At 54.7% G+C, this 23431-nt stretch carries 25 protein-coding genes and 2 tRNA genes; 13 read left to right on the top strand and 14 right to left on the bottom strand.

Annotated elements, in window-relative coordinates; translation table 11 throughout:
* Window positions 1-3 precede the first annotated feature (3 nt).
* From AKL25_RS02155 to AKL25_RS02140, 4 genes are all read left to right on the top strand, one after another.
* Window positions 4-1002, top strand: a complete 999-nt coding sequence (locus tag AKL25_RS02155) for an oligopeptide/dipeptide ABC transporter ATP-binding protein (RefSeq protein ID WP_050475978.1) — start codon at window positions 4-6, stop codon at window positions 1000-1002.
* Window positions 1002-2021, top strand: coding sequence for a dipeptide ABC transporter ATP-binding protein (locus AKL25_RS02150; RefSeq protein WP_050475977.1), 1020 nt, complete (start codon window positions 1002-1004; stop codon window positions 2019-2021). Before AKL25_RS02155 ends, AKL25_RS02150 begins: the two co-directional genes overlap by 1 nt.
* A 68-nt stretch (window positions 2022-2089) precedes the next feature.
* Complete coding sequence (locus tag AKL25_RS02145; protein ID WP_050475976.1) at window positions 2090-2854, top strand: SDR family oxidoreductase; 765 nt, start codon at window positions 2090-2092, stop codon at window positions 2852-2854.
* A 125-nt stretch (window positions 2855-2979) separates the two neighbouring features.
* On the top strand, window positions 2980-4266 hold the full coding sequence (locus AKL25_RS02140) for an aspartate carbamoyltransferase (RefSeq protein ID WP_050475975.1): 1287 nt from the start codon (window positions 2980-2982) through the stop codon (window positions 4264-4266).
* 192 nt (window positions 4267-4458) lie between these two features.
* On the opposite strand, the gene AKL25_RS02135 is transcribed toward AKL25_RS02140, so the two are convergent.
* From AKL25_RS02135 to acs, 7 genes are all read right to left on the bottom strand, one after another.
* The gene (locus tag AKL25_RS02135) at window positions 4459-4911 is read right to left on the bottom strand and encodes a hypothetical protein (RefSeq protein ID WP_157050436.1); all 453 of its coding nucleotides are present in this window, start codon (window positions 4909-4911) and stop codon (window positions 4459-4461) included.
* A gap of 39 nt (window positions 4912-4950) precedes the next feature.
* Window positions 4951-5727, bottom strand: coding sequence for a hypothetical protein (locus AKL25_RS24050; protein ID WP_157050434.1), 777 nt, complete (start codon window positions 5725-5727; stop codon window positions 4951-4953).
* An 11-nt stretch (window positions 5728-5738) separates the two neighbouring features.
* A complete protein-coding gene (locus tag AKL25_RS02130; RefSeq protein WP_050475973.1) occupies window positions 5739-6233 on the bottom strand; it encodes an MltR family transcriptional regulator in 495 nt (164 codons plus the stop codon).
* 37 nt (window positions 6234-6270) lie between these two features.
* Entirely contained in the window at window positions 6271-6615 is a 345-nt protein-coding gene (locus tag AKL25_RS24045) for a hypothetical protein (RefSeq protein WP_157050432.1), read from the bottom strand.
* Window positions 6557-6715, bottom strand: a complete 159-nt coding sequence (locus AKL25_RS24800; protein ID WP_420840695.1) for a DUF6538 domain-containing protein — start codon at window positions 6713-6715, stop codon at window positions 6557-6559. Before AKL25_RS24800 ends, AKL25_RS24045 begins: the two co-directional genes overlap by 59 nt.
* Window positions 6716-7000: 285 nt before the next feature.
* Window positions 7001-7091 (bottom strand) — tRNA-Ser (locus AKL25_RS02125).
* 225 nt (window positions 7092-7316) lie between these two features.
* Entirely contained in the window at window positions 7317-9299 is a 1983-nt protein-coding gene (gene acs / locus AKL25_RS02120) for an acetate--CoA ligase (RefSeq protein ID WP_050475972.1), read from the bottom strand.
* A 547-nt stretch (window positions 9300-9846) separates the two neighbouring features.
* Between acs and AKL25_RS02115 the strand changes: the two genes are divergently transcribed.
* From AKL25_RS02115 to AKL25_RS02095, 5 genes are all read left to right on the top strand, one after another.
* Window positions 9847-10470, top strand: a complete 624-nt coding sequence (locus tag AKL25_RS02115; protein ID WP_050475971.1) for a YqhA family protein — start codon at window positions 9847-9849, stop codon at window positions 10468-10470.
* A 32-nt stretch (window positions 10471-10502) separates the two neighbouring features.
* Window positions 10503-12047, top strand: coding sequence for a fumarate hydratase (locus tag AKL25_RS02110; RefSeq protein WP_050475970.1), 1545 nt, complete (start codon window positions 10503-10505; stop codon window positions 12045-12047).
* Window positions 12048-12141: 94 nt separating this feature from the next.
* Window positions 12142-12960 (top strand): glutamate racemase, encoded by an 819-nt coding sequence (gene murI / locus AKL25_RS02105; protein WP_205627198.1) that lies wholly within the window; start codon window positions 12142-12144, stop codon window positions 12958-12960.
* Between the two features lie 123 nt (window positions 12961-13083).
* A tRNA-His gene (locus AKL25_RS02100) sits at window positions 13084-13159 on the top strand.
* Window positions 13160-13674: 515 nt separating this feature from the next.
* Window positions 13675-13908 carry a hypothetical protein gene (locus AKL25_RS02095; protein WP_050475969.1) on the top strand — a complete coding sequence of 78 codons (234 nt, stop codon included), beginning with the start codon at window positions 13675-13677 and terminating at the stop codon, window positions 13906-13908.
* A 379-nt stretch (window positions 13909-14287) separates the two neighbouring features.
* On the opposite strand, the gene nikR is transcribed toward AKL25_RS02095, so the two are convergent.
* On the bottom strand, window positions 14288-14743 hold the full coding sequence (gene nikR / locus AKL25_RS02085) for a nickel-responsive transcriptional regulator NikR (protein WP_050475967.1): 456 nt from the start codon (window positions 14741-14743) through the stop codon (window positions 14288-14290).
* A gap of 65 nt (window positions 14744-14808) precedes the next feature.
* A complete protein-coding gene (locus AKL25_RS02080; protein ID WP_338034461.1) occupies window positions 14809-16863 on the bottom strand; it encodes a TonB-dependent receptor in 2055 nt (684 codons plus the stop codon).
* A gap of 164 nt (window positions 16864-17027) precedes the next feature.
* Here AKL25_RS02080 and AKL25_RS02075 point away from each other — a divergent pair, with 164 nt between their 5' ends.
* The 3 genes from AKL25_RS02075 (at window position 17028) to AKL25_RS02065 (ending at window position 19457) form a co-directional block, all read left to right on the top strand.
* Window positions 17028-17645, top strand: coding sequence for a LysE family translocator (locus AKL25_RS02075; RefSeq protein WP_050475965.1), 618 nt, complete (start codon window positions 17028-17030; stop codon window positions 17643-17645).
* Window positions 17646-17880: 235 nt separating this feature from the next.
* Complete coding sequence (locus AKL25_RS02070; protein ID WP_157050430.1) at window positions 17881-18948, top strand: SMODS domain-containing nucleotidyltransferase; 1068 nt, start codon at window positions 17881-17883, stop codon at window positions 18946-18948.
* Window positions 18945-19457, top strand: a complete 513-nt coding sequence (locus AKL25_RS02065; protein ID WP_157050428.1) for an SLATT domain-containing protein — start codon at window positions 18945-18947, stop codon at window positions 19455-19457. Before AKL25_RS02070 ends, AKL25_RS02065 begins: the two co-directional genes overlap by 4 nt.
* A 465-nt stretch (window positions 19458-19922) precedes the next feature.
* On the opposite strand, the gene AKL25_RS02060 is transcribed toward AKL25_RS02065, so the two are convergent.
* The 4 genes from AKL25_RS02060 to AKL25_RS02045 form a co-directional block, all read right to left on the bottom strand.
* Window positions 19923-20372 (bottom strand): hypothetical protein, encoded by a 450-nt coding sequence (locus AKL25_RS02060; protein WP_157050426.1) that lies wholly within the window; start codon window positions 20370-20372, stop codon window positions 19923-19925.
* Window positions 20373-20482: 110 nt separating this feature from the next.
* Entirely contained in the window at window positions 20483-21160 is a 678-nt protein-coding gene (locus AKL25_RS02055; protein WP_050475961.1) for a hypothetical protein, read from the bottom strand.
* Window positions 21161-21243: 83 nt separating this feature from the next.
* Window positions 21244-21444 (bottom strand): hypothetical protein, encoded by a 201-nt coding sequence (locus AKL25_RS02050; protein ID WP_050475960.1) that lies wholly within the window; start codon window positions 21442-21444, stop codon window positions 21244-21246.
* Between the two features lie 177 nt (window positions 21445-21621).
* Window positions 21622-21864: a hypothetical protein gene (locus tag AKL25_RS02045; RefSeq protein WP_050475959.1), complete on the bottom strand. Its 243-nt coding sequence runs from the start codon at window positions 21862-21864 to the stop codon at window positions 21622-21624.
* Between the two features lie 93 nt (window positions 21865-21957).
* On the opposite strand from AKL25_RS02045, the gene AKL25_RS02040 reads away from it, so the two are divergent.
* Entirely contained in the window at window positions 21958-22236 is a 279-nt protein-coding gene (locus tag AKL25_RS02040) for a helix-turn-helix domain-containing protein (protein ID WP_050475958.1), read from the top strand.
* On the opposite strand, the gene AKL25_RS02035 is transcribed toward AKL25_RS02040, so the two are convergent.
* Window positions 22228-23154 (bottom strand): hypothetical protein, encoded by a 927-nt coding sequence (locus AKL25_RS02035; protein ID WP_050475957.1) that lies wholly within the window; start codon window positions 23152-23154, stop codon window positions 22228-22230. The two genes, AKL25_RS02040 and AKL25_RS02035, sit on opposite strands and share 9 nt — an antisense overlap.
* Window positions 23155-23431: the final 277 nt, after the last annotated feature.

Below are 23431 nucleotides of genomic sequence, written 5' to 3'. Positions count from 1 at the left end.
ACCATGGCGCTTCTTGATATCCAACATCTGCGCGTCGAATTCGGCTCGGACGCCAATCCGCACCTCGCCGTCGACGATCTCGACCTGCATATCGAACAGGGTGAAGTGGTCGGCATCGTCGGCGAATCCGGATCCGGCAAAAGCGTCACCTCGCTGGCGCTGATGGGACTGATCGACTACCCCGGCCGCGTCAAGGCCGAACGCATGGCCTTCGACGGGCGCGACTTGCAGAAGATGTCTGAGCGCGAACGGCGCACCTTGCTGGGCAAAGACATCGCGATGATTTTCCAGAATCCGATGACGAGCCTGAATCCCTCCTTCACCGTAGCGTATCAGTTGATGGAAACCTTGCGCGTGCACGAGAAAGGTTCGAAAGCCGAACTGCGCGCCCGCGCACTCGAACTGCTCAAACAGGTCAACATTCCCGATCCTGAACGCCGGCTGGACGCTTACCCGCATCAACTGTCGGGCGGCATGAGCCAGCGCGTCATGGTCGCCATCGCCATTGCCTGCAATCCGCGCCTGCTCATCGCCGACGAACCGACCACGGCGCTGGACGTGACCGTGCAGGCGCAGATGCTGGACCTGCTGCTGGAGCTGCAACGCGAGCGCGGCATGGCGCTGATGCTGATCACGCACGACCTGAGCGTGGTCGCCCAGACCGTGCAACGCGTCGTCGTGATGTACGCGGGCCAGGTGCTGGAAACCGGCACCGTTCCCGAGATCTTCAACACGCCGCAACATCCCTATACCCAGGCGCTGCTGGCGGCGCTGCCGGAAAACAATGCCGGACGCGAACGCCTGCAGACCATTCCCGGCATGGTGCCCGGCCAATACGACCGGCCTGCCGGCTGCCTGCTCAGTCCGCGCTGCGCCTACGCTGTGCCGCATTGCAGTGAAACTCGCCCGGCCCTGACCGGCCCCGCCCATGCCCAAGTGCGCTGCCATTTTCCGCTGGATAGCGCCGGCCGTCCGACCAATCAATGGCAAAAGGCAAGCTGATGAACGAACGCCCTACTTCGACTCCGGCAAGCTCGTCCGCAACATCTGCGGAGCAAGTCCTGCTGCGCGCGGACCAGCTGACCAAGCACTATCCCGTTTCTCAGGGATGGTTCAGACCCAAGGCCATCTCCCGCGCGCTGGACGGCGTATCCTTCACGCTCGCCGCCGGCAAAACATTGGCGGTGGTAGGCGAATCCGGTTGCGGCAAATCGACGTTGGCCAGACAGATCACCATGATCGAATCGCCCACCGCCGGCGCACTCTGGCTGGACGGAAAAAATGTCGCCGAACGCGATCCCGCGCTCCTGAAGGCAGTGCGCCCGCTGGTGCAGATGGTGTTCCAGAATCCCGACGCCAGCCTGAACCCGCGCAAAAAAGTCGCCGCCATGCTGGAAGAACCGCTGATCATCAACACGCGGCTCAACGGCGCCGAGCGCATGGAAAAAGCCAAGGAGATGATGAAGCAAGTCGGCCTGCGCCCGGAATTCTACGGCCGCTATCCGCATATGTTCTCCGGCGGCCAGCGCCAGCGTATCGCCATCGCGCGCGCATTGATGCTGGATCCCAAAGTGATTGTCGCCGACGAACCTGTCTCGGCGCTGGACGTGTCGATCCAGGCGCAAGTGCTCAATCTGCTGATGGACATCCAGCAAAAAACCAAAGTCGCCTATCTGTTCATCTCCCACAACCTGTCGGTGGTGGAGCACATTGCCGATGAGGTGATAGTGATGTATCTCGGCAAAGTGGTCGAACACGGCAGCAAGGCCGATACCTTCAGCCGTCCGCTACACCCGTACACGCGCGCGCTGCTGGCCAGCACGCCGCGCATCGATCCGGCGCAACGCCAGGCGCGCCTCATGCTCGACGGTGAACTGCCGTCGCCGCTGGCGCCGCCGCCCGGGTGCGCTTTCCATAGCCGCTGCCCGCACGCCGTCGAACGCTGCCGTCACGAGACTCCGTTATTACAGCACTTCAAGGGCAGCCGGGTCGCCTGCCACCGCGTCAGCGAGATTGCCTGATCTGCGGTAACGTGATGCCCTCTGTCGGCATCACGTTACCGCTTTCTCTCTCGCCAAAAGGATCTGCCATGAACCAGCCCGCCGCATCGAAAATCGCCCTCGTGACAGGAGCCGGCAGCGGCATCGGCCTGGCGGTCGCCCAGGCCCTGCTCAGCGACGACTTCACCGTGATCCTTGCCGGACGCCGCCGCGAAGTGCTCGAAGAAGCGGTGGCAACCGCACAGGCCGCCGGCCGCCATGCCGTCGCGATGCCGGTGGACATACGCGACCCTGCAAGCGTCGACGCGCTGTTTGAAAACATCTCCGCCTCGTTTGGCAGGCTTGACGTCTTGTTCAACAATGCCGGCGTCAATGCACCGGCGATACCCTTCGATGAACTCACGGTCGACCAGTGGAAGAACGTCATCGACACCAATCTCACCGGCGCATTTCTTTGTGCGCGCGGCGCGTTTCGCCTGATGCGGCAGCAATCGCCGCAAGGCGGACGCATCATCAACAACGGATCGATTTCAGCGCATACGCCGCGCCCTCTCAGTTCCGCCTACACCTCCAGCAAACACGCCGTGACCGGCCTGACCAAGAGCATCGCGCTGGACGGACGCCCCTATAACATCGTCTGCAGCCAGATCGACGTCGGCAATGCCCTGACCTCGTTGTCGGCGCGCATGACCAAAGGCGTATTGCAAGCGAACGGCTCGACCGCCACGGAACCGATGATGGATGTCCAGCACGTTGCCGATGCCGTGCGCTACATGGCCTCGCTGCCGCTGAGCGCCAACGTGCTCAATCTCACGGTAATGGCAAGCAACATGCCCTTCGTCGGCAGAGGCTGACAACGAACGGATTGACGTCCGTTCCTCCGGATACGCCAGGCACTACGCAATATGTACACAAATATCATTGTCATTCATAAAAATAATCAATAAAATACGCATTGCGTACAATATTGAGAAGAGCGATGACTATCCAGCAACAAAGCTTCCTGCGCGACGCCATGCGCCGCCTGAACATGACGCGAGAAGTGCTTTCTTCGCGAATCGGCGTGAGTCGCAGGGCGCTGGACACCTGGCTGCTACCGGCGGAGTCGCAGGAATTTCGGCGCATGCCCGACATCGTGGAACGCTTTGTGAGTGAAATCCTCAGCACAAATGCTGCCACCGATACGCAAAGCGTATATCCGACATCAGACTTAAGCATCACCCATGAGGGCAAACCCTGCCTGCTCTCCGTCGATCAGTTTTCGCGCGAGTCGGCCGAGGCGCTGTTTCGACTGGCAGACGTGATGCAACCGATTGCGCGCAGACAAAAAGTGTCGCGCGCGCTGGAAGGCGCCGTGCTGGGGAATCTGTTTTTCGAAGCGAGCACGCGCACGCGGGTCAGTTTCGGCGCGGCCTTTTGCCGGCTGGGCGGCTCGGTGTGCGACACGACGGGCTTCACCTTCTCTTCCATGGCCAAAGGCGAATCGATCTACGACACCAGCCGTGTGCTGAGCGGCTACGTCGACGCCCTGGTGGTGCGCCATCCGGATCAGGGCTCCGTCGCCGAATTCGCGCGCGCAACCAATATTCCGGTCATCAATGCCGGCGACGGCCCCGGCGAGCATCCCAGCCAGGCGCTGCTCGATCTGTACACGATACAACGCGAATTCTCCCGCCTGGGCAAGCTGGTCGACGGCGCCCACATCGCCATGGTCGGCGATCTGAAATATGGCCGCACGGTGCACTCCCTGAGCAAATTGCTGGCGCTCTATCGCGGCGTCAAATTCACGCTGATCGCTCCTGAACAACTGGAAATGCCGGCGCACATCGTCGAGCGCATCACCATCAACGGCAACATCGTCGAGCAGACATCGGATCTCGCCAACGGCTTGCGCGGCGCGGATGTCGTGTACGCCACACGGATACAAAAAGAACGCTTCGGCAACGAAGCCATCGAGGGCTATACCCCGGACTTCCAAGTCAATCAGGCGCTGGTCAATGCGGTATGCAAACCGGATACGCTGATCATGCATCCGCTGCCGCGCGACAGCCGCCCAGGCGCGAACGATCTCGGCGCCGATCTTCTGCACGACCCGCGCCTGGCGATTTTCCGCCAGACCGATAACGGCATCCCGGTCCGGATGGCACTCTTCGCATCGCTGCTAGGCGTCGCCGACCAGGTGCCGCATTCGCTCAAAGACGCAAGCTGGAAAGCGCCGCGCTTTATCGGGCCTGATGATGCGATCTTTCATGGGATGGATGGCTGAGCGCGACGTCCGCAAGCGTGACGTAGCGGACGACGATGAATAGCACAAATGAAAAAGGCCGCCAATCAGGCGGCCTTTCTGTATTCAGGAGGAGAGGGAGAGTCTGACCATTGAGAATAAAAATATTAAAAAATAATGACTTACAATTTAGAGAAAAATGCATCTACACTTAAAATAATACCGAACTTTGTATTAACCCATCAAGTCGGTATTTCCTGTATTCCCATCGTCATGTATCGTAAGGACATCATATTCCTTGACCCATTCCACCGAATCATCAAGGCCCCAGGTAACAAGTACAACGGCCCTCCAGTAGCTCATATTTTCAATATCTTTGATTGAGAATTTACTTCCCCACAAATCCAGATACACATCGTGATCACGATATTTTTTAAGAGCACTCTGGCCACATATAAAAATCTTTTTCCCATCAGGAAATGTGATTTCTCTGTCCTTCAAAAGTTTTTTTGTAGTGTCTTCTCCTAAGACACTAGCGAGCATAGAACCTTTTACGTTACCAATATTTGGCACTACAATGACAGCGCTCTGATACGTATCCAGAAGCTGCAGCACTTTGACCAGACCTAACCGAACCCCGTCGGGATTATCACCAAAGGTTTTCACCAAAAATCGTTCACGTGTCACGTAACACCTTTCGAAAAATAGATAATTCGGCACACGGAGCTAGACGCCCAAAAAATATCGCTGCTCCTCCGATATAGGATTTGCAACTGCATCACGATATGCTGCTTCGCATTTGAGCCAAAAATCATGATGATAGGTGCGGAGTTCCCTTCCCACCATAGAATCAAAGCGAACGAAAAAGATATAACGAACTGCACCAAGAATTATAGAACTTCTGAAACCTGTAGCGAGTTCTGTTTCTGCATCAACAGGAACGATAAGTCCCCCATGTCCAGCGAACCGATTCTCTCCTAAACTACTTTCATAAGCTGCATAGATTGGGTCTGCATCAATGTGCAGCAACACGACATTTCTATCCATATTCCCTAGAGCGAATTCACTTACTGCTAGTGGCCGAGGACCACCTGATTCTGCCACATGGCAACACAAGAGTTTGGCAAAGTAGCGAAATACATTTAAGTATGGCTCTGACCCAATCTCGTATTCCCGCATGTTGAACACTTCATCCGGAGTGCGACCTGTAGCTAGTGATGTCGAAACCAGAGCATGAAAGCGGTCGAACTCGCAGTCGGGCGCTTGAGTGCGAGTGCTATTGCAAGAAGCGCACAGGGGGACGGCAAAATGAAAGGCACTCGATTTCGGTCCCTGTGCCGGGCGCGGCTTACTCTTACCATCAAACTTACCGATGACCATCGCATCATTTCCGAAAATTTTTCGGAGAGCTGAAGCTTTTATCTTATGCTCTCCCGTAAGGGATTCCGACGACCCGCATAGGCAACACTGGTCATCATGATACGGCGCGAAAAATATATCCATTTTTAAGCCCTTTATCGTTCAACGGCACCTGATGCCAGAGAACGTTCACGCATGGACTTGTTGAATTTTCCGCAAAAAAGGGCGCACGTGAATAAGTAGACTTGCCGAGCATGACTATTGCTGTAATTCTTGGCTTCGCCACCATAAGTCGAAAGCAATAACACCCTCTTTTTTACCTCATCATCGTCAAATGTCGCGTTTATCGGATTATGAGCGAAGTGATTTCGTATCTTACGTATTTGTTCGAGATTGGCGAATGCTTCTTTGTCGATAAACCCAAATGCATATGCAATCGCTATTCGTTGTGAAAAAGTCGCGAGCGGCCCCATGCTTCCAAATAGCTTGTCAGCAACTGCTTTTTCAACAGTATGGGAGCGAAGAAATAATCCCAGGTAGTGTTCAAGAAAACTTCCAGCAAGTATCGCCGCTCCACGGTCCGACTCCTTGTTGAATGCAGGAACCATATTGTTGAGTTGGTCGATATCGAGATTTTCAAGCAGCGCCATTCGAAAGCCCTCACTAAGAGATGAACACAATGTCAAATCAAGCGTTACTGCCTAACAAAAGTATTTCAATATCGGTCTTTGAAACCTCAGCATTATTTCGCATCGCACTTATAAGTACGAGAAAGAATTCTTTTCCTTCGGTATCAACGATACGCGCACCTGAATTTTCAAAGTCGACTAACGCACGAATTACTTCTCGACCCCCGTAAACAGCGATACGAGCTTTAGTGCTCGCAGCGTTTCGCAACGCAGCCCTTCTTTCTTCATTGTTAGGGGCATGCGCCGAATCTGCCACTGCGACAAGGTAAGGCGTCGAGCCTCCTCTATCCAGTATCCACAGCCAACTCTCGACAGCGCGTACTTGCTCTGCGGAAATCTCCACCGAGCGAATGCTTGAATTCTCGTTTTCCGATGATTTGCTGAATATCGGCAGGGACAGCTCGCCGGAATATATAGCCTATCCCGCGAGGACTTTTGAACATGTATTGTGGCATAGGGTCGTGTGTGGCTACCCCCCAGTATCCGCTGCTTGTAGCTGCTTTTGTACCCGCTCATGTACTATACAAAAAACAAAACCCCTTGATGTAGCCTGACATTCTGGCATTTCAAGGGGTTAGCTGCAACTTGGCGGAGGGGGATTCCGCCTACACAGGCGCAGGCCGCGGAATCGCTTGCAAGCGATTCCCTTCGAATCCCCCGCGAAAGCCGCGCAGGCGGCTTTCTTCTCTCCATAAAGAAAATGCCCGCTGGTGCGGGCATTTGTATTCTGGCGGAGAGAGGGGGATTCGAACCCCCGATAGGCTATTAACCTATACACGCTTTCCAGGCGTGCGACTTCAACCACTCATCCATCTCTCCGGAATTTGGCTTCGTTTTTAGCGAAGCCGCCGATTATAGCAACATTTTTCAGAAAATGAGATGGTTTTCTCCTCTCACTCCCTAAAAAATAATGGCGGCGCATTACTGCGCCGCCGCTGTTGCTCCACTGTTGCTTCATTGCTGCTTGCCTGATTGCCATCAATCGCCGGGCTTTGGCGGGCTTGCTGCTCTACCCGCCCGGTCTTCCCGGCAATCGGCCAAACCTTATTGCGCTTCTTTCAACTGATCCAAGATGGCCGGATTTTCCAGTGTGGAAATATCCTGCGTGATGTCTTCGCCCTTGGCCAGCACGCGCAGTAGGCGGCGCATGATCTTGCCGGAGCGGGTCTTGGGGAGGTTATCGCCGAAGCGGATTTCCTTCGGTTTGGCGATGGGGCCGATTTCCTTGGCGACCCAGTCGCGCAGCTCTTTGGCGATGGCCTTGGCTTCGTCGCCGGTCGGACGCGGACGCTTCAGGACCACGAAGGCGCAGATCGATTCGCCCGTGGTTTCATCCGGTTTGCCGACCACGGCGGCTTCGGCCACGATGGGATTGGCGACCAGCGCGGATTCGATTTCCATCGTGCCCATGCGGTGACCGGAGACGTTGAGCACGTCGTCGATGCGGCCGGTGATGGTGAAGTTGCCGGTTTCCTTGTTGCGGATTGCGCCGTCGCCGGCGAGATAGACCTTGCCGCCGAATTCTTCAGGGAAATAGCTCTTCTTGAAACGCTCGGGATCGTTCCAGATGGTGCGGATCATGGATGGCCACGGACGCTTGACGACCAGGATGCCGCCGGTACCGTTGGGCAGATCGTTGCCGGTTTCGTCGACGATGGCGGCGGTGATGCCCGGCAGCGGCAACGTGCAGGAACCCGGCACTTGCAGCGTGGCGCCCGGCAGCGGCGAAATCATGTGGCCGCCGGTTTCGGTTTGCCAGAAGGTGTCGACGATCGGACATTTTTCCTGGCCGATGTTCTTGTAGTACCACATCCAGGCTTCCGGATTGATCGGCTCGCCGACCGAACCCAGCAATCGCAATGACGACAGGTCGTATTGCTTCGGATGGATTTTTTCGTCGGCGTCGGCGGCTTTGATCAGCGAGCGGATCGCGGTCGGCGCGGTGTAGAAAATGGTGGCCTTGTGGCGTTGGACCATGTCCCAGAAACGGCCGGCGTTCGGATAGGTCGGCACGCCTTCGAACACAATCTGCGTGGCGCCGACAGCCAGCGGACCGTAGGCGATATAGGTGTGGCCGGTGATCCAGCCGATGTCGGCGGTGCACCAGTAGATGTCGTCGGGCTTGATGTCGAAGGTCCACTTCATCGTCAGCACGGCCCACAGCAGGTAGCCGCCGGAGGCGTGCTGCACGCCCTTCGGTTTGCCGGTGGAGCCGGAGGTGTAGAGGATGAAGAGCGGATGTTCGGCGTCGACCCATTCCGGTTCGCAGACGTCGGACTGATGGGCGACGACGTCATGCAGCCAGAGGTCGCGACCTGCGACCCAGTTGATGTCGGCGCCGGCGCGCTTGTAGACGATGACGTTTTTGAGAGTATCGCAACCGCCCATGGCGATCGCTTCATCGACGATGGATTTCAACGGCAGCTGCTTGCCGCCGCGCACCTGATAGTCGGCGGTGATGACGGCGACTGCGCCGGCATCGATCACGCGTTCCTGCAGCGACTTGGCGGAGAAGCCGCCGAACACCACCGAGTGCGTGGCGCCGATGCGGGCGCAGGCTTGCATGGCGGCGACGCCCTCGACCGACATCGGCATGTAGATGACGACGCGATCGCCCTTCTTCACGCCCAGCGACTTGAGGCCGTTGGCGAAATGGCAGACCTTCTTGTGCAGTTCGCGATAGGTGACGCGGGTGACTTTGGCGTCGTCGGATTCGAAGATGACGGCGGTCTTGTCGGCATTGCCGTTTTCAAGATTGACGTCGAGGCAGTTGTACGAAACGTTGATCTGGCCGTCTTCAAACCATTTGTAGAACGGTGCGTTGGACTCGTTCAGGGTCTTGGTGAAGGGCTTTTTCCATTGCAGGTTTTCACGCGCGAGGCGGGCCCAGAAGCCTTCGTAGTCGCGCTCGGCTTCGGCGCACAAGGCGTTGTAGGCATCCATGCCGGATACGGTGGCATTTTTTACGAATTCTGCCGGTGGAGCGAATACACGGTTTTCCTGCTTGAAGGTTTGAATATCTGCCACGATTAGTCTCCTGCGATTGATGATTTTTGCTTTTTGCAAAAGCGGTTCGTTTTTCGCGTTCCGCAAACTCCGGTTTTCATGCTTCTTAAAAACCGATTTGTTTTTGCGTTCCGCAAAACGAGCAACTTTGCTTTTCGCAAAACATAGGCGTTTTCACTTACTCAGTCCTTACACCTTCTGAATTGATGACCGGCCGGAAGCGGCGTCTGCGCGTCGTTCACAGCGGCGCGCACGATTATCCGAAGGTCAGACCGCAGCGATGAAGTGAAGTTTGCAAAGCATCCGTCTTGCGATATTGCCCGCCTGCATTATCGCATTTGCCGGGCGGATAGGCAGCGATCGGGATGGAATCGCGCTCTGCCGCCAAGAGAGCGGCAAGGGAGTGTAAAATAGCGGCCTGAATTCGTCCGCAGCTTGCGACGGCGCGCCAGACTAGATACCGAGCGAGTATCGTCGGCATATCGGCAACGATTGGACAAAGCGTCGCCGCTCCCGCGCTGCGCAGACACCTCCGGTTTCAACTCTACGACTTTTAAGATTCGCGCCAATGAAAGACACCCGCCCCGCTTCTTCCGGCAAGCAAAAGATCGGCATCCTGCCCAATCTGATTTTCATGAGCAGGTGGCTGCAGTTGCCTTTGTATCTTGGCCTGATCCTGGCGCAGTGCGTCTATGTCTATCACTTCTGGGTCGAGCTGAGCGATCTGATCGGCGCGGCCATGGGCAATGCCGCATCGTTGGAACACATCCTCGACGCCGTCGCCATCGACGGCGCGCTGCGCCCGGAAAAACTCAACGAGCAAACCATCATGCTGGTGGTGCTGGCGCTGATCGACGTGGTGATGATTTCCAATCTGCTGATCATGGTGATCGTCGGCGGCTACGAGACCTTCGTCTCGCGCATGAACCTGGAAAGCCATCCCGACCAGCCCGAGTGGCTGTCGCACGTGAACGCTTCCGTGCTGAAGGTGAAGCTCGCCACGGCGATCATCGGCATCTCGTCCATCCATCTGCTCAAGACCTTCATCAACGCCAACCTGTACGACGTCAAGACCTTGCTGGCGCAGACCGGCATCCATATCACCTTTCTGTTGTCCGCCATGGCGATCGCTTACTGCGACCGCCTCATGAGCCATCCGCAGGAGCCGTCCGAGCCGCCCGGACCGCATTGACAGCCCTTTTAATTAACCCGAGAGAACCAGCCATGACCATCATCAAGCAAGACGATCTCATCGAATCCGTAGCCGCCGCGCTGCAATACATCAGCTATTACCATCCGGTGGACTACATCCAGCATCTGGCGCGCGCCTATGAGCTGGAGCAAAGCCCGGCCGCGAAGGATTCCATCGCCCAGATCCTGACCAATTCGCGCATGTGCGCCGAAGGCAAGCGTCCGATCTGCCAGGATACCGGCATCGTCAACGTGTTCCTGAAGATCGGCATGGGCGTGCGCTTTGAAGGTTTCGGCAGCGGCTCCATCGCCGACGCCGTCAACCAGGGCGTGCGTCAGGGCTACAGCCATCCCGACAACGTGCTGCGCGCGTCGATCGTGGCCGACCCGCAATTCGAACGCAAGAACACCAAGGACAACACCCCCGCCGTGATCCACATGGAACTGGTGCCGGGCAACACCGTCGACGTGCGTATCGCGGCCAAGGGCGGCGGTTCCGAGAACAAGACCAAGTTCGTCATGCTCAATCCTTCCGACTCGCTGGTGGACTGGGTCCTGAAGACCGTGCCGACCATGGGCGCCGGCTGGTGTCCTCCGGGCATGCTGGGCATCGGCATCGGCGGCACTGCCGAGAAGGCCATGCTGATGGCCAAGGAAGTGCTGATGGACGACATCGACATGTACGAACTGAAGCAGCGCGGTCCCCAAAACAAGACCGAAGAGCTGCGCATCGAACTGTGCGACAAGGTCAATGCGCTCGGTATCGGCGCGCAAGGCCTGGGCGGCCTGACCACCGTGCTCGACGTCAAGATCATGATGCATCCGACGCATGCGGCTTCCAAGCCGGTCGCGATGATCCCCAACTGCGCGGCAACCCGCCACGGCCACTTCGTGCTGGACGGTTCCGGCCCGGCCTACATGGAGCCGCCGTCGCTGTCCGAATGGCCTGAAGTGCACTGGGTGCCGGACACCGAGAAATCCAAGAGCGTCAACCTCGACACGCTGACCAAGGAAGAAGTCGCTTCGTGGAAGCCGGGCCAGACCCTGCTGCTGAACGGCAAGATGCTGACCGGCCGCGATGCCGCGCACAAGCGTATCCAGGAGATGCTGGCCAAGGGCGAGAAGCTGCCGGTCGACTTCACCAACCGCGTGATCTACTACGTCGGCCCGGTCGATCCGGTGCGCGACGAAGTGGTTGGCCCTGCCGGCCCGACGACTGCCACGCGCATGGACAAATTCACCGACATGATGCTGGAGCAAACCGGCCTGATCTCCATGATCGGCAAGTCGGAACGCGGCCCAGCCGCCATCGAGGCGATCAAGAAGCACAAGTCGGCTTACCTGATGGCGGTCGGCGGTTCGGCGTATCTGGTGTCCAAGGCGATCAAGTCGGCCAAGGTGCTGGGTTTTGCCGATCTGGGCATGGAAGCGATCTACGAGTTCGACGTCAAGGACATGCCGGTTACCGTGGCGGTCGACGCCAACGGCATCTCGGTGCACAACACCGGTCCTGCCGAGTGGAAGGAAAAGATCGCCACCAACACTGCGCTGAGCAAGATTCCTGTCACGACGGCATGATGACGCTGCAACAAGCGACACAGGCAAAGCTGCAACCGGAGACCGTTTGCTGATGACCGGCGCAGCTTTACCGTCACAATCGCAGGCAATACCGATGCCGATGGCCGCCGATGCGCCCATCGGCATTTTCGATTCCGGCATCGGCGGTTTGTCGGTGCTGCGTCATGTCCGCGTGGCGCTGCCGCGAGAAAAGCTGCTGTATTTCGCCGACTCCGGCTATGCGCCCTACGGCGACAAGGAAGAACAGCAGATCGTCGAACGCTCGCTGGCGGTTGCCGGCTTCCTGGTGGAGGCAGGCATCAAAGCGCTGGTGGTCGCCTGCAATACCGCCACCGCCGCCGCCATCCAGGCCATCCGCCGGCGCTGGCCGCAACTGATCGTGGTCGGCATCGAGCCCGGCCTCAAGCCGGCTGCGGCACAAAGCAAAAGCAGGATTGTCGGCGTTCTCGCCACCCGCAGCACCCTGGCCAGCAAGCGTTTTATCCAGCTGCGCGAGCAGATCGCCGCGACGAGCGAGGTGCGCTTCCTGTCGCAAGCCTGCGTCGGCCTCGTCGATCAGATCGAAAAGGGCGAACTGTCTTCCGCCGTCACCGCCAGACTGGTCGATCAATATGTGGCGCCGCTCATTGCACAAGGCGCCGACACCCTGGTGCTCGGTTGCACGCACTATCCTTTTGTCGGCGCACTGATCGAATCCGCCGCCCGTCACGCCGGTTTGGCATCGCCTGTCATCATCGACACCGGCGAAGCGGTCACGCGCCAGCTGCAGCGTTTGCTGGAGGAACGCGCACTGTGCAACAACAACACCCCGCCGGAGGCCCTGAGGGCTTATACGACGGCAAGCGCCTCCACGCTCGAGACGATCTTTGCCAGTCTCTTGAAAATACGCCCCGATATCGTCCAGATCACCTGAGAAACACCCGCATCGCCGGCTTGCAAAAATTGAATGACTATTTTATTTGCCATAAGCCTCACAGTTTTGTATAATCTTTTGCTTCACTGACTTAAGACAGAAACAAGTCTTGGTCATGCAGTGGTGGCTGTAGCTCAGTTGGTAGAGTCCAGGATTGTGATTCCTGTTGTCGCGGGTTCGAGCCCCGTCAGCCACCCCATTACTGCAAATGTGCAAACAGTGCTCTGCACTGAGCAACTCCCCCAGCAGCAAATCGTCAAGGACCGGATACGGTCCTTTTTTGTTTTTTGCGCGCTACTTCGTCACGGCTCCGGCCGTTCCCTCAGCCTATCCGACTTTGGCATTCCCGCGACAGAGCATTTCCCGCTTTATTGCCTGAATGAAAAGCCCCGGGCGACATGAAAAAGCCTGCTCACTTTTCAGTGAACAGGCCTCGACGCTGCAAATGCCGCCACTACTCAGAGCATCCCCGTCGCATAAGCGTACTTGATCAGGTCGGCATCGGTCGACAGCCCCAGTTTGCGCATGGTGCATATTCCAGTGAATTTGGTCACGTAGTTCAACAACATGGACATCGATTGTTCAGCAACGCGGACAGTCGACCAAGTGAATAGGCTTGTTTTTTCTAGCTACATTACATTTGCTATCCGCCAAGAGACGCCATCTAACTCAACCGCTATACTGTCCTCAAGGTAAATCCAAAGGGAGAAGCGGATGATAAATGCTGAATTTGACAAAGTGCGAGCGGAAATTACAGGTATGAAAGCTGTGCTTTATTCGCTTTGCGCAGTCCAGCCTCCTGAGCAAGCACGCCTTTTTCAAATACTCCTTCAGCGACAGCTTGATTCCATTGAGGAAAATCTCTCCCCTTCGGAAGACGCGCGTGAATTTATGGAGCGAACTGTGGGAGTGATTCAAGATTTCATCCTGGTTGCCAAGAAAGACTAACCTCGGGGGGATGCACCATGGCTGGCGAGCTATTCGAATACAAGGGAAAGCAAGTCAGTATCCAAATGATGCAACCGCTGACGGGTGACGGCTGGCTCTGGCACACGGATATTGCAGGTAGTCGCTTGGAGTCACCTCGACGTGCACCGATAAAGCACCGTCAGGATGCCCTTCAATATGCAACCATGGAGGCCAAGGAGGCGATTGACCGGGAGGGATAGGTCGAACACCTTTACCATAGCCTACTTCCGCAATCGGCCAGAAGCGGACGTCTGAACATTCAAAGGCCCCGCAATATGCAGCGCTTTTGAACGTTGTTAAGTCACAAGTGAAATCCTTGGCGACGGTGATACCTGCAGCCCCACTACTAGCTCTGGCATTAGGACTTAGGATGTAAGTGTATGTGCCCAACCCGTACGTATTTCTCCTTCTTCATCTCGACTGGAACGATGTGGACGTTCCCATGCCGCACTCCGGTCTGCGAAATGATGGCATCGGCGCAAGCGCGGACTTCATCAATACGGCCTTTCAAAATGACCGTCTCCAAACAATTGTCATGATCGAGATGGACATGCTGCGAGGCAGCCGCAACATCATGATGATCGTGCTGGATTTGAGTTAGGCGATTCGCAAGCATGCGTTCATGGTGATCGTATATGTAGCTGACCGTCGCGACGCACCATTTGGCCGTTCCTTCCTCAACATCAGTTTGACCTAATTCCTTGCGCGCCAAATCGCGGAAAGCTTCAGAGCGATTGGAATACCCCTTGCTGGCTACGAACCGGTCAAAGTCCTCCGCCAGGTCGTCGTCAACTGAAATTGTCCAGCGCTGCATTGCCATTCTCCAAGGTAGTATTGCAAGGATGATAGCAATGTAGCACTGGCCTGGTCAAAGCGAGATCAGAAGTTGCGAGTGAGCGTGAGACGGAAAGTACGGGGCTCAACCGGATGGAAGTGAATGTCGTTAATCCCTTCAGCCGGTTCGCCTGCCAACCGCGACGGATAGTAGTAGTCGATATCGCTGGCCTGACGGTTGAATAAGTTGAAAATATCCAAGCTAAGTTTCGTCTTCGTATCGACCTTGTAGCCCACGCGAGCATAAGCCAGCGTGGTTGATTGGGAGCGCACGCTGTTATCTTCGATCAGCGGACGCGGGCCGAAGTAACGCAGTTGGAATGCCCCCGACCAGCGGCCAAGATCGTTCAGCGTTACGCCAAATGAAGCTACTTTATTGATCGAACCGGGAATGTAGTTGCCGACAGGATCGTCCTGTGTATAGCGAGCGCGTGAGGCGGCCAGATCGATATCAAACATCAACCAGGAATTGGCGACGTAGTGATTGTTCCATTCGACCCCATAGCGCTTACTGGCACGGCTAGGCTGTGTCTCTCCCGCATCACCCACAAACACCAGTTCGGAATCGATATCCAATCGCCAGAGGGCCAGCGAACTTTGCAGGCCCGGCACAATTTCGGTGCGGGTGCCGACTTCGTATCCCTTGGTTCGCACCAAAGGCGTGACCGGCGAAGCCGGATCCCCGTTGGGTAAGCGTGTCTGTGTCGTGCCACGGGCATCGTTACTGTGGAAGCCGCTGCCGTAATTAATGAAGTATTCCGTCTTTGCCCAAGGGCCAAAGATCAGAGAAAGCTTAGGCGAGACGATATGATCGTTGGCGGTGCCTGAATTACTAGCGATGCTGCTATTAACGTTGAACCGATAGGCGTCGTAACGGATACCGGCGATAGTGCGGAATTTGTCCAGCCATTGCATGGTGTTTTCGGCAAACAGACCAATACTTCCTTCGCGCACGTTGCTTTCGCTGACCACGCTGGTTTGTTGTCGTGCGGTGGTGCTGTACAGACCGACCGGCGATAGCCAGTCATAACGAACTTGCATGCCAAATTTGTTGGTCATGTCCACACCTGCCAGCTTGCCGAACAAGGTCTGGCTGGCCTCAAAACCGGCAATGCGGCGCTTCTCTGCCTGATGGAACTGATCACCGGCGGTCGGATTGCTCAGTAAATAAGTGAAATCGCTATAGAGATCCAGTTTCGACTGGATCAAGTAGGCGTTGAGCTGGAACAGCCCATTGTCATCCCGCTTGTGCATTGCATAGGACAGGCTGTAGCGCGAAGTATCACCGCCGTCCGTAGGGGCCAACGAGCCGTAACGGCCAATCTGTCCTGATTGCACTGCACGGGAAGGAATCTGGTCGGTCGAGTTCCAGCGATTGCTATAGGCCATAGCCGTGACCTCATAACCGTCTGCCCGCGTGCCACCGCTATAGCGCAGCGTACCGCTGTATTTGCGGAGTCCTTCCGCCACATCCCAAGGACCATTATTGCGAGTGACTTCCAGGCCATAGAGCAGATTACCAGTTCCCAGGGAGAGTGAATCCGCCAACAGCGCACGCTGATAGCCATGTCCACCTATCGAAACGGAGGCAATACCTTCTGGCAGCGTGTTGGCCAACCTCATGTGGGCGGCACCTGCAGAGGCAAAATCGCCTTCATCGGAAAAATACGGGCCTTTCTTGTAATCGATACGTTCCACCAGCTCTGGAATGATGAAGTTCAGATCGGTGTAGCCTTGGCCATGAGCGTGCGTGCGCATGTTAATCGGCATGCCATCAATAAAGGTGGCAAAGTCGGTGCCGTGGTCCAGATTGAAACCACGCAGGAAATACTGGTTGGCTTTCCCGTCGCCACTGTGTTGAGTAACGATCATGCCTGGCACGAATTCCAGGATTTCACCGGTTCTCAATATCGGACGAGTTGCAATCAATGAGCTGTTGACTGTGCCTTGGCTTGCGGCATTCGAGCTACCAATGGCATTGTCGTAATTGCCGACGACTTCAATTGGGGCGAGGCCATCGCCTTCGGCGGCGTAGGCGGCATGAAATCCCTGGCTCGCGGCCAGAATGGCTAGGGCCATTTTCTTCTTTGCGTAAAACACTTACCCTCCCTGTATGATATTTTTTAAATTTATCATACTTAGCAAGTGTTATGCCATAAAGCAATGTCACCAATCGGCCAGGAGCAGACATCAGGGATTGCCCGTCTATCTCTACAATCGGCCTTCAACGGTAAAATCTGACGACTTCCTCTACGATTGATGCCATGTCCTTAATTACCTTTGTTATTGCTGCGTCTATTCTTGCCATCACGCCGGGACCGGGCATTGCGTATGTCGTTGCGAAAACTGTGTCAGGAGGCCGCGTTGAAGGTTTGGCATCCTGCATCGGCACCGCTGTGGGGGGATTGCTGCACGTGTTGGCGGCGGCACTCGGTTTGTCGCTTATCGTCGCGAAGTCCGCCATTGCTTTCAATGCCATTAAATTCATTGGCGCCGCTTATCTGGTTTTCCTCGGCATTCAGCTACTTCGTCGAAAAAACGAACGTTTGGATGCCAGTCGCGCAGTGGCGCAAGGTTGGAAACGCGCGTTGGCAGAGGGAATCGTTGTCGAGGCTTTGAATATCAAGACTGCACTGTTCTTCCTGGCATTTTTGCCTCAATTCGTCTCGGCTAATATCTCTATGACGGAACAAGTCGCCTTTCTGGGCGGCATCTGCGTTCTGCTCAACACGCTGGTCGATGTCATAGCAGTGTTTGCCGCCGCGCGGATTCTCTTATCCGAGCAACTTCGGCTGGCCCGGGCACGTATGATGGCCCGCATTTCAGGTGTAACCATGATTTTCTTGGGCATCTTCCTTGCCACGGCCAAGCGCTCGTCCTAAGTGAGACTTGTCCGCTTCCGGCCAATAACGGACTTCTGACGCGTCGCTCTGCTCAGGTAGTCGCCGCGCTGTCCAGTTCGATCCTGTCTGAGCGTCCAAATCAAACCGAATTGAGTGTCCACGAGCCTCCGAAATATGCATCCGTTGGAGGCAAGATGTCGCATTTAAGTGTACTGGATGACAACAACAGTAGTTTTACTGTATATTTAATCAGTGCTTCTCAAATGGAGGTCGCATGTCTGAATCGCCTTGGAATAGTTTTCTTCCTGCTTCGACTCTGCTTGGAACGTGGCCTGAGCCTAATCCACCAGCTCTTAATAGCCTGGCCAGGCTTGCATCTCCTACACTGCTTGGGGGGCTTTCTAGCGCATCTCCATCGACCACGCCAAATGCCTTGGCATTCCCACCCTCGCTTTCCTGGCGCTATGTTACGCGTCGCTTCACTCAGTTTCTGAGCAATATCGAGCTCACAACGCATCAGATCACGGATGGGCAGAGGAAGTGTCGAGGCGTCATCGCATGCCTGAACTGGGCATATTATGGACACGGATCGGAAACGGAAAACGCCTTTCTTATCGGCTCTTGGGCAAAAGGAACTCGAGTTCGGCCACCTCGTGACGTCGACCTGTATTTTTTGCTGCCGGCTGCGGTCTATCACCGCTTTGAGACCTACCAAGGCTATAGACAGTCGGCATTACTGCAGGAGGTGAAGGGAAAACTACTTGCAAAGTACCCGGGTAGCGCCATTAAGGGGGACGGTCCGGTTGTGCTGGCGGCATTTGAGAGCTTCAGCATTGAGATCGTGCCGGCGTTCGCGCTCACAGAAGAACACGCTTATTTTGTTTGCGATACAAAGGATGGCGGCGCGTATAAGAAGACAAGACCGGGGGACGAAGCCGTCGCAATTAATACAGCCGATCAGCGCAATGCCAATAATGTCCGTCCTTTGATCCGAATGCTTAAAGTTTGGCAAGATTGGTGCTCGGTGCCTATAAAGTCGTTTTACCTGGAATTGCTTGCGATCGAGTTCTTGGATCAATGCGCCTGGCGCCATCAAGACCATTTCTACTACGACTGGATTTGCAGGGACTTCTTCGAATGGATGGTTAAAAAGGCAAACACTTACCTCGTCGCTCCTAACATGAGTGAGTTGTTCTGGCTGGGAAATGATTGGAAAAGTAAGGCGGAAAGTGCATACAGGCGTGCCGATTTGGCGTGCGGATTCGAGAGGGATAATGCGATGAATGACGCGGGTGAAATGTGGCAGATGATTTTTGGACCCAACATTCCAAGGAATCCATGATGGATGCACGTTTGCAAGAAATCATCAAAGAATGCAAGAGGCAAGAAGATTCGTGCCTTTACACTTCAACGGCTCTTTACGAGTGGCTCAAGAGAGTTCGTTTTTGGCGGGTTATTTTTATCGTTGTGCCGATCATTGCGGGGGCAGTTGCTAGCGCTCGAATATTGGTGCGGGACCCTACGTACGACTGGGTAATTGCCATTAGCGCCATGCTAGCCGGATTGTTCCCGGCGATATTTAAGGCATTAGAACTCGACATTAGTTTGAAAACTATTGCCGATAGTGCCCACCGTTTCAAAGTCCTTCAAGATAGGTTCCGGCAGGCCGCAAAAATCAAAGCTAACGATTCTATCGATGCTCTGGAAGAGGAATTTCATGCTCTCATGGATCGAATGGATGACGCGCGCGCCTCTAGTCCTCCTGTTCCAGACGGGTATTTTAAGAAAGCTCAGAAGAAAATAAAATCGGGAGCTTATGATTTCGACATTGATGGACAGGTGCCCAAATAAACGACAGCGCAATTTCTATTTCACTAAGCCCAAACCAATGGGATTTGTCGTCAGTACGATCGCTTGCCAACACTGAGACGCTCTATTTGTTTGATTTTGCCGTAGGTAGGCGAGATTATTCAATGTGTGCGACAAGCGCGGGTGTTCATTCACGGTGAAAATCGCTTAAGTAAGTAGCGTTCAGAACCGACGGGGGGATCAAAGCGTGAATTTAGTATCCGTTTAGTTTTTCGACTACGGACCTTCCTAAGCTGCTCCTCTGCAGCGAGTGCTCGAGTGCGAAGTTGGTCTGCATCTCGCAACAACATTGCGACCTGATGCCAATAGGTGGCGCCCAGGTCTCCGCCCTCTAATTCCATCTGACGTAGCTTCTTAAAAGCGATATCCAAGTCAATATCCATAGTGACCCCGATTGAATTGACGGCAGCTATCTTCGAGCTGGAAGTACCTCATGCAGCCTCCTTTCTATAAATAGACGTCTAAGTTCTTAACCACGGAAAGTAGCCGTTTTACGCGCTCTTGGCTCGTTTGCACCATGTACTTTCTTTGACATTCATCGATAAACTCGCGCGTTTCATACGGCATGCCGGCGAGAACCTCCGCCGGCGACAGTTCGTTGAGTTCATCGCGTTGAACGGTCCAGAATATGTGTATCTCAGATCCTGGCTTTTCAGAAAGATGTGGCAAGATTTTTTTGATCAAATAAGGCGCCGGCCAAATAAATTGCCATGCAGGGAAGTCGGAGACGGCATCCGCGCCACGCTTTTTTATCCCATATAAGCAATGGGCTTCGAGCGCGCCTAAGACGTCAGCATCACTTCCGTGATTCTGCATACGCAAAATCAACTCACTAACAGCCCATCTTGAAACAGGAAGTGTAGTGCGCACCTCTGGCGCGACATATGGAATGTTCATAGGAAGACCACGCTAATAAACGTCCATGTCAGGCACAGACCCAGGTCCCGCTATATACGTGACACGTATTTGGATGAGAGCGGATCTTGAATTGATGAACTGACCACGGATTAATTTTCGACTTTCCAGTCGCCATTGACTGGAGTAAGCGTCTTAGTAACTTCAACTGTGGCGCTCTTCAGTACGCTTTTGACTTCAGGAAAGGCATCCTGAATTTTCTTATTGGATGCCCAGCCGGCCACGTTATCAGTACGAACGACGTACTTGACCTCGGCCGTTCTCTTGCTGTCTTTGCCCTCAATTTCTGTGATTGATTCGACCTTATCCAGGACGAATTTACCGTAACAGAACTCAGGGCGATTCACGTCAATCCATCCACCCATCGCGTAAGCTTCACGAGGTTTCGTACCAAAGAACTTGTTCCCTAGATCCGTGACCGTGAAGCGTACTACTGACATTTGGGCGCCAAAATTCCCGCCGGCGCTGACGTTCATCGAACTACGCCCCACTAAGCCCGCATTTTCCAAGGCACTTAGTTGCGCTGGTAGGCCGTCGTTCATGATCTCCATAATGGAAGGATTCAGGTCCCGAGGACTGATATCGACTGGGAACTTGCCGACATAGAGGCAAAGATCGCCGCGTTTTGCGTAGTACTGATCCAAGGTCAGCTTTGCCGTATCGTCGGATGGTTTCCCATCTTTTTTGCAAGCGGTGACCGTAAGCAAGCAGATAGCGCACATGAGTACGCGATACATCGTGTTTTTCATCATGTTCGGGTATTGAGTCATTGGTTCCTTGATCGTCGACGGAGTGGCTGCTGACTAAATCCGTTCACAGTCGGGGTAATTTCCAGTCTCAGCGGCCTTACTCTTTACCGTCTACGTCCCGAAAATCGCTTGTACAGCTGGTAGGCGATAAATCCCCAGAAGGCCAAAGAGCCTAGGCCAATGAACACCTCCGTGATGTCCTGGCTTTTAAACAGCTGGGCGATGAAGCCTATGCCGAAGATCGTGCCGGCCACGATAACCACCAACCAGCCAAAGATCGTCAGTTGTCCGCCAGACTGATACATGACGCCCCCGCAAAACGGGCATAGGTGCTGTGTCGCCATGTATCGGAGGGCGCCAAAGGCTGGCCGGTAGTGCCACAATTTTGGGACGCAATTCTTCTCACAATGCGGGCATTGGGTCTTATCCATTTTTCTTGGTTACTTTCTTAGGACGTATGAGAGCGTGTTGACACGCATCTATTACTTGCTCAGGTGATGTTCTAAATCTTTAGATAGCGTCTGTTTCAATGCCTTCGCCCATCTTGCGAATTCATCGATAGGTTGTATGGATTCAGCTGGCTCTTCCGACTGTCCGCGGGACCGAATCAGGCGCCATTGGACAAACAGACTGCCATCCACCGCCATGCTGATGGATTTCACTTTTCTAATGACACCGCCATGTCCGATGTAGATGGAAAATGGCCGAATCTCGCCTTTCTTCATGGGTGTATTCCTGAAAACGAATAAATGAACACTATAGATTGTAGCTCTAAAGTGTTCAAAATGAGTACATCAGTCTCTTTAGGAGACTGTTATATGAAGTTGCGAGAAGGATTTGCTGCCGCGCTCCGAGAGACTCGGAAACAACAGGAATTGACCCAGGAGGATTTTTCGGACGTTTCGAGCCGTACTTATCTGAGTACACTCGAACGAGGCATAAAATCACCTACATTGGACAAGCTTGAAGAAATTGCTTCAGTAATAGGTGTTCATCCCGTTACTCTTTTGACCATGGCGTACTGCAAGATAGAGAACGTCGACGCTGAGACCTTCTGCAACAAAATACTGTCAGAAACCATTAAGTTTTCAGACTGACAATTTTCTGCGATTGCCACCATGGCTTGGACGTACGTTCCAAGCCGTCATCCAGCCTTCCGCCCTTGCAGTTATGGGGGTGAGAAGGTGCACCGCTCCGCCAATAGATTCCGCTACCAAATCGCCCTGAGACCCATACAAGATTGAAAGTAATGTGTCCAAGGGATTCGCCTCGGGGGTGTGGCGCTGCGCGAACATGCCCCCTATAAAAGGCCGGCGCTCCAAGAGCCATGCCGCGAGCCCAGATGGGGGGAGCATGAAGGGCAAAGCAAAATCCGACTCATGGAAATCAAGCTCCTCTTGCGAGACGAATGCATGAGTGCACCCATTGAACAACTCCTTTAAACGCTGCCCTTGCTTCTGAGTGGTATATCCGCACGCGGATTGCTTCCCAAAACGCCCGAGGTTCCCGGGCTTTATCGAATGAAGCGCACATAAATCTCGCGCTCTCGCCGGCAACCAGCAGTATTGGCAAAATTTATAGAGATCTAATTGATGCTCCCCTACCTGCACGGAGAGGGGGACCACGGGAAGCTTCAAGTACCCGGCAACACGCCTAAAAGATGACAATTCGACAAAAGGCGGGAATTGCACGTCTCTCGGTGGGCGAGTGGTGTGCAGAAAAAGTAGGTGTACCAGGGTCGCCGCGGCAAGTAGCTGCCGATCCGCGCCTTTATTACTAGCAAACGCCAACTGAGGATATAGGGTGTGGATGCGGTCCCAAGAAGGCTGGCCTACAACACGTAGCAAGTCATGCTGCTCTGCTGCAAGCAACGGCGTCAAGAAGCGTCGAATCAAAGTTAGCGCCATTGAGGGGTTAACTACGTTCTCCCCAATCTCGTCGGCGATCGCGCGCAAAACGGAAGCTTCCAACTCAGTCAAAAGCGAAAGATTCGCGTCCTCAAGATAAAACGGCATTCAAGTGTCCATCTAACCTAGTAGTTTCGACCCCCGAGATTTATTAGGATTCATGACCAAATTGCATCTCGGCAGCGTTTCAGCGATTTGGAGTTCGGTTTGGCACGGTGAACACCGATTCAGCACCCTGGACGGTGGATTCGCCAACCTAATCAATCAATAGGCTCATTTTTGAGCACACTAAGGAGGTTATCCACAGAGGAAACTACGCTACGTTTATCCACCCCCAAAACGCAAAAAGCCCGAGTCGGCAAACTCGGGCTCTTTCGTCGGCCGC

Source organism: Herbaspirillum rhizosphaerae, assembly GCF_001189965.1.
GTDB classification, from domain to species: domain Bacteria; phylum Pseudomonadota; class Gammaproteobacteria; order Burkholderiales; family Burkholderiaceae_D; genus Herbaspirillum; species Herbaspirillum rhizosphaerae.
The sequence above is the reverse complement of the archived record's forward strand: the minus strand, read 5'-3'. Positions and strand labels throughout refer to the sequence as shown.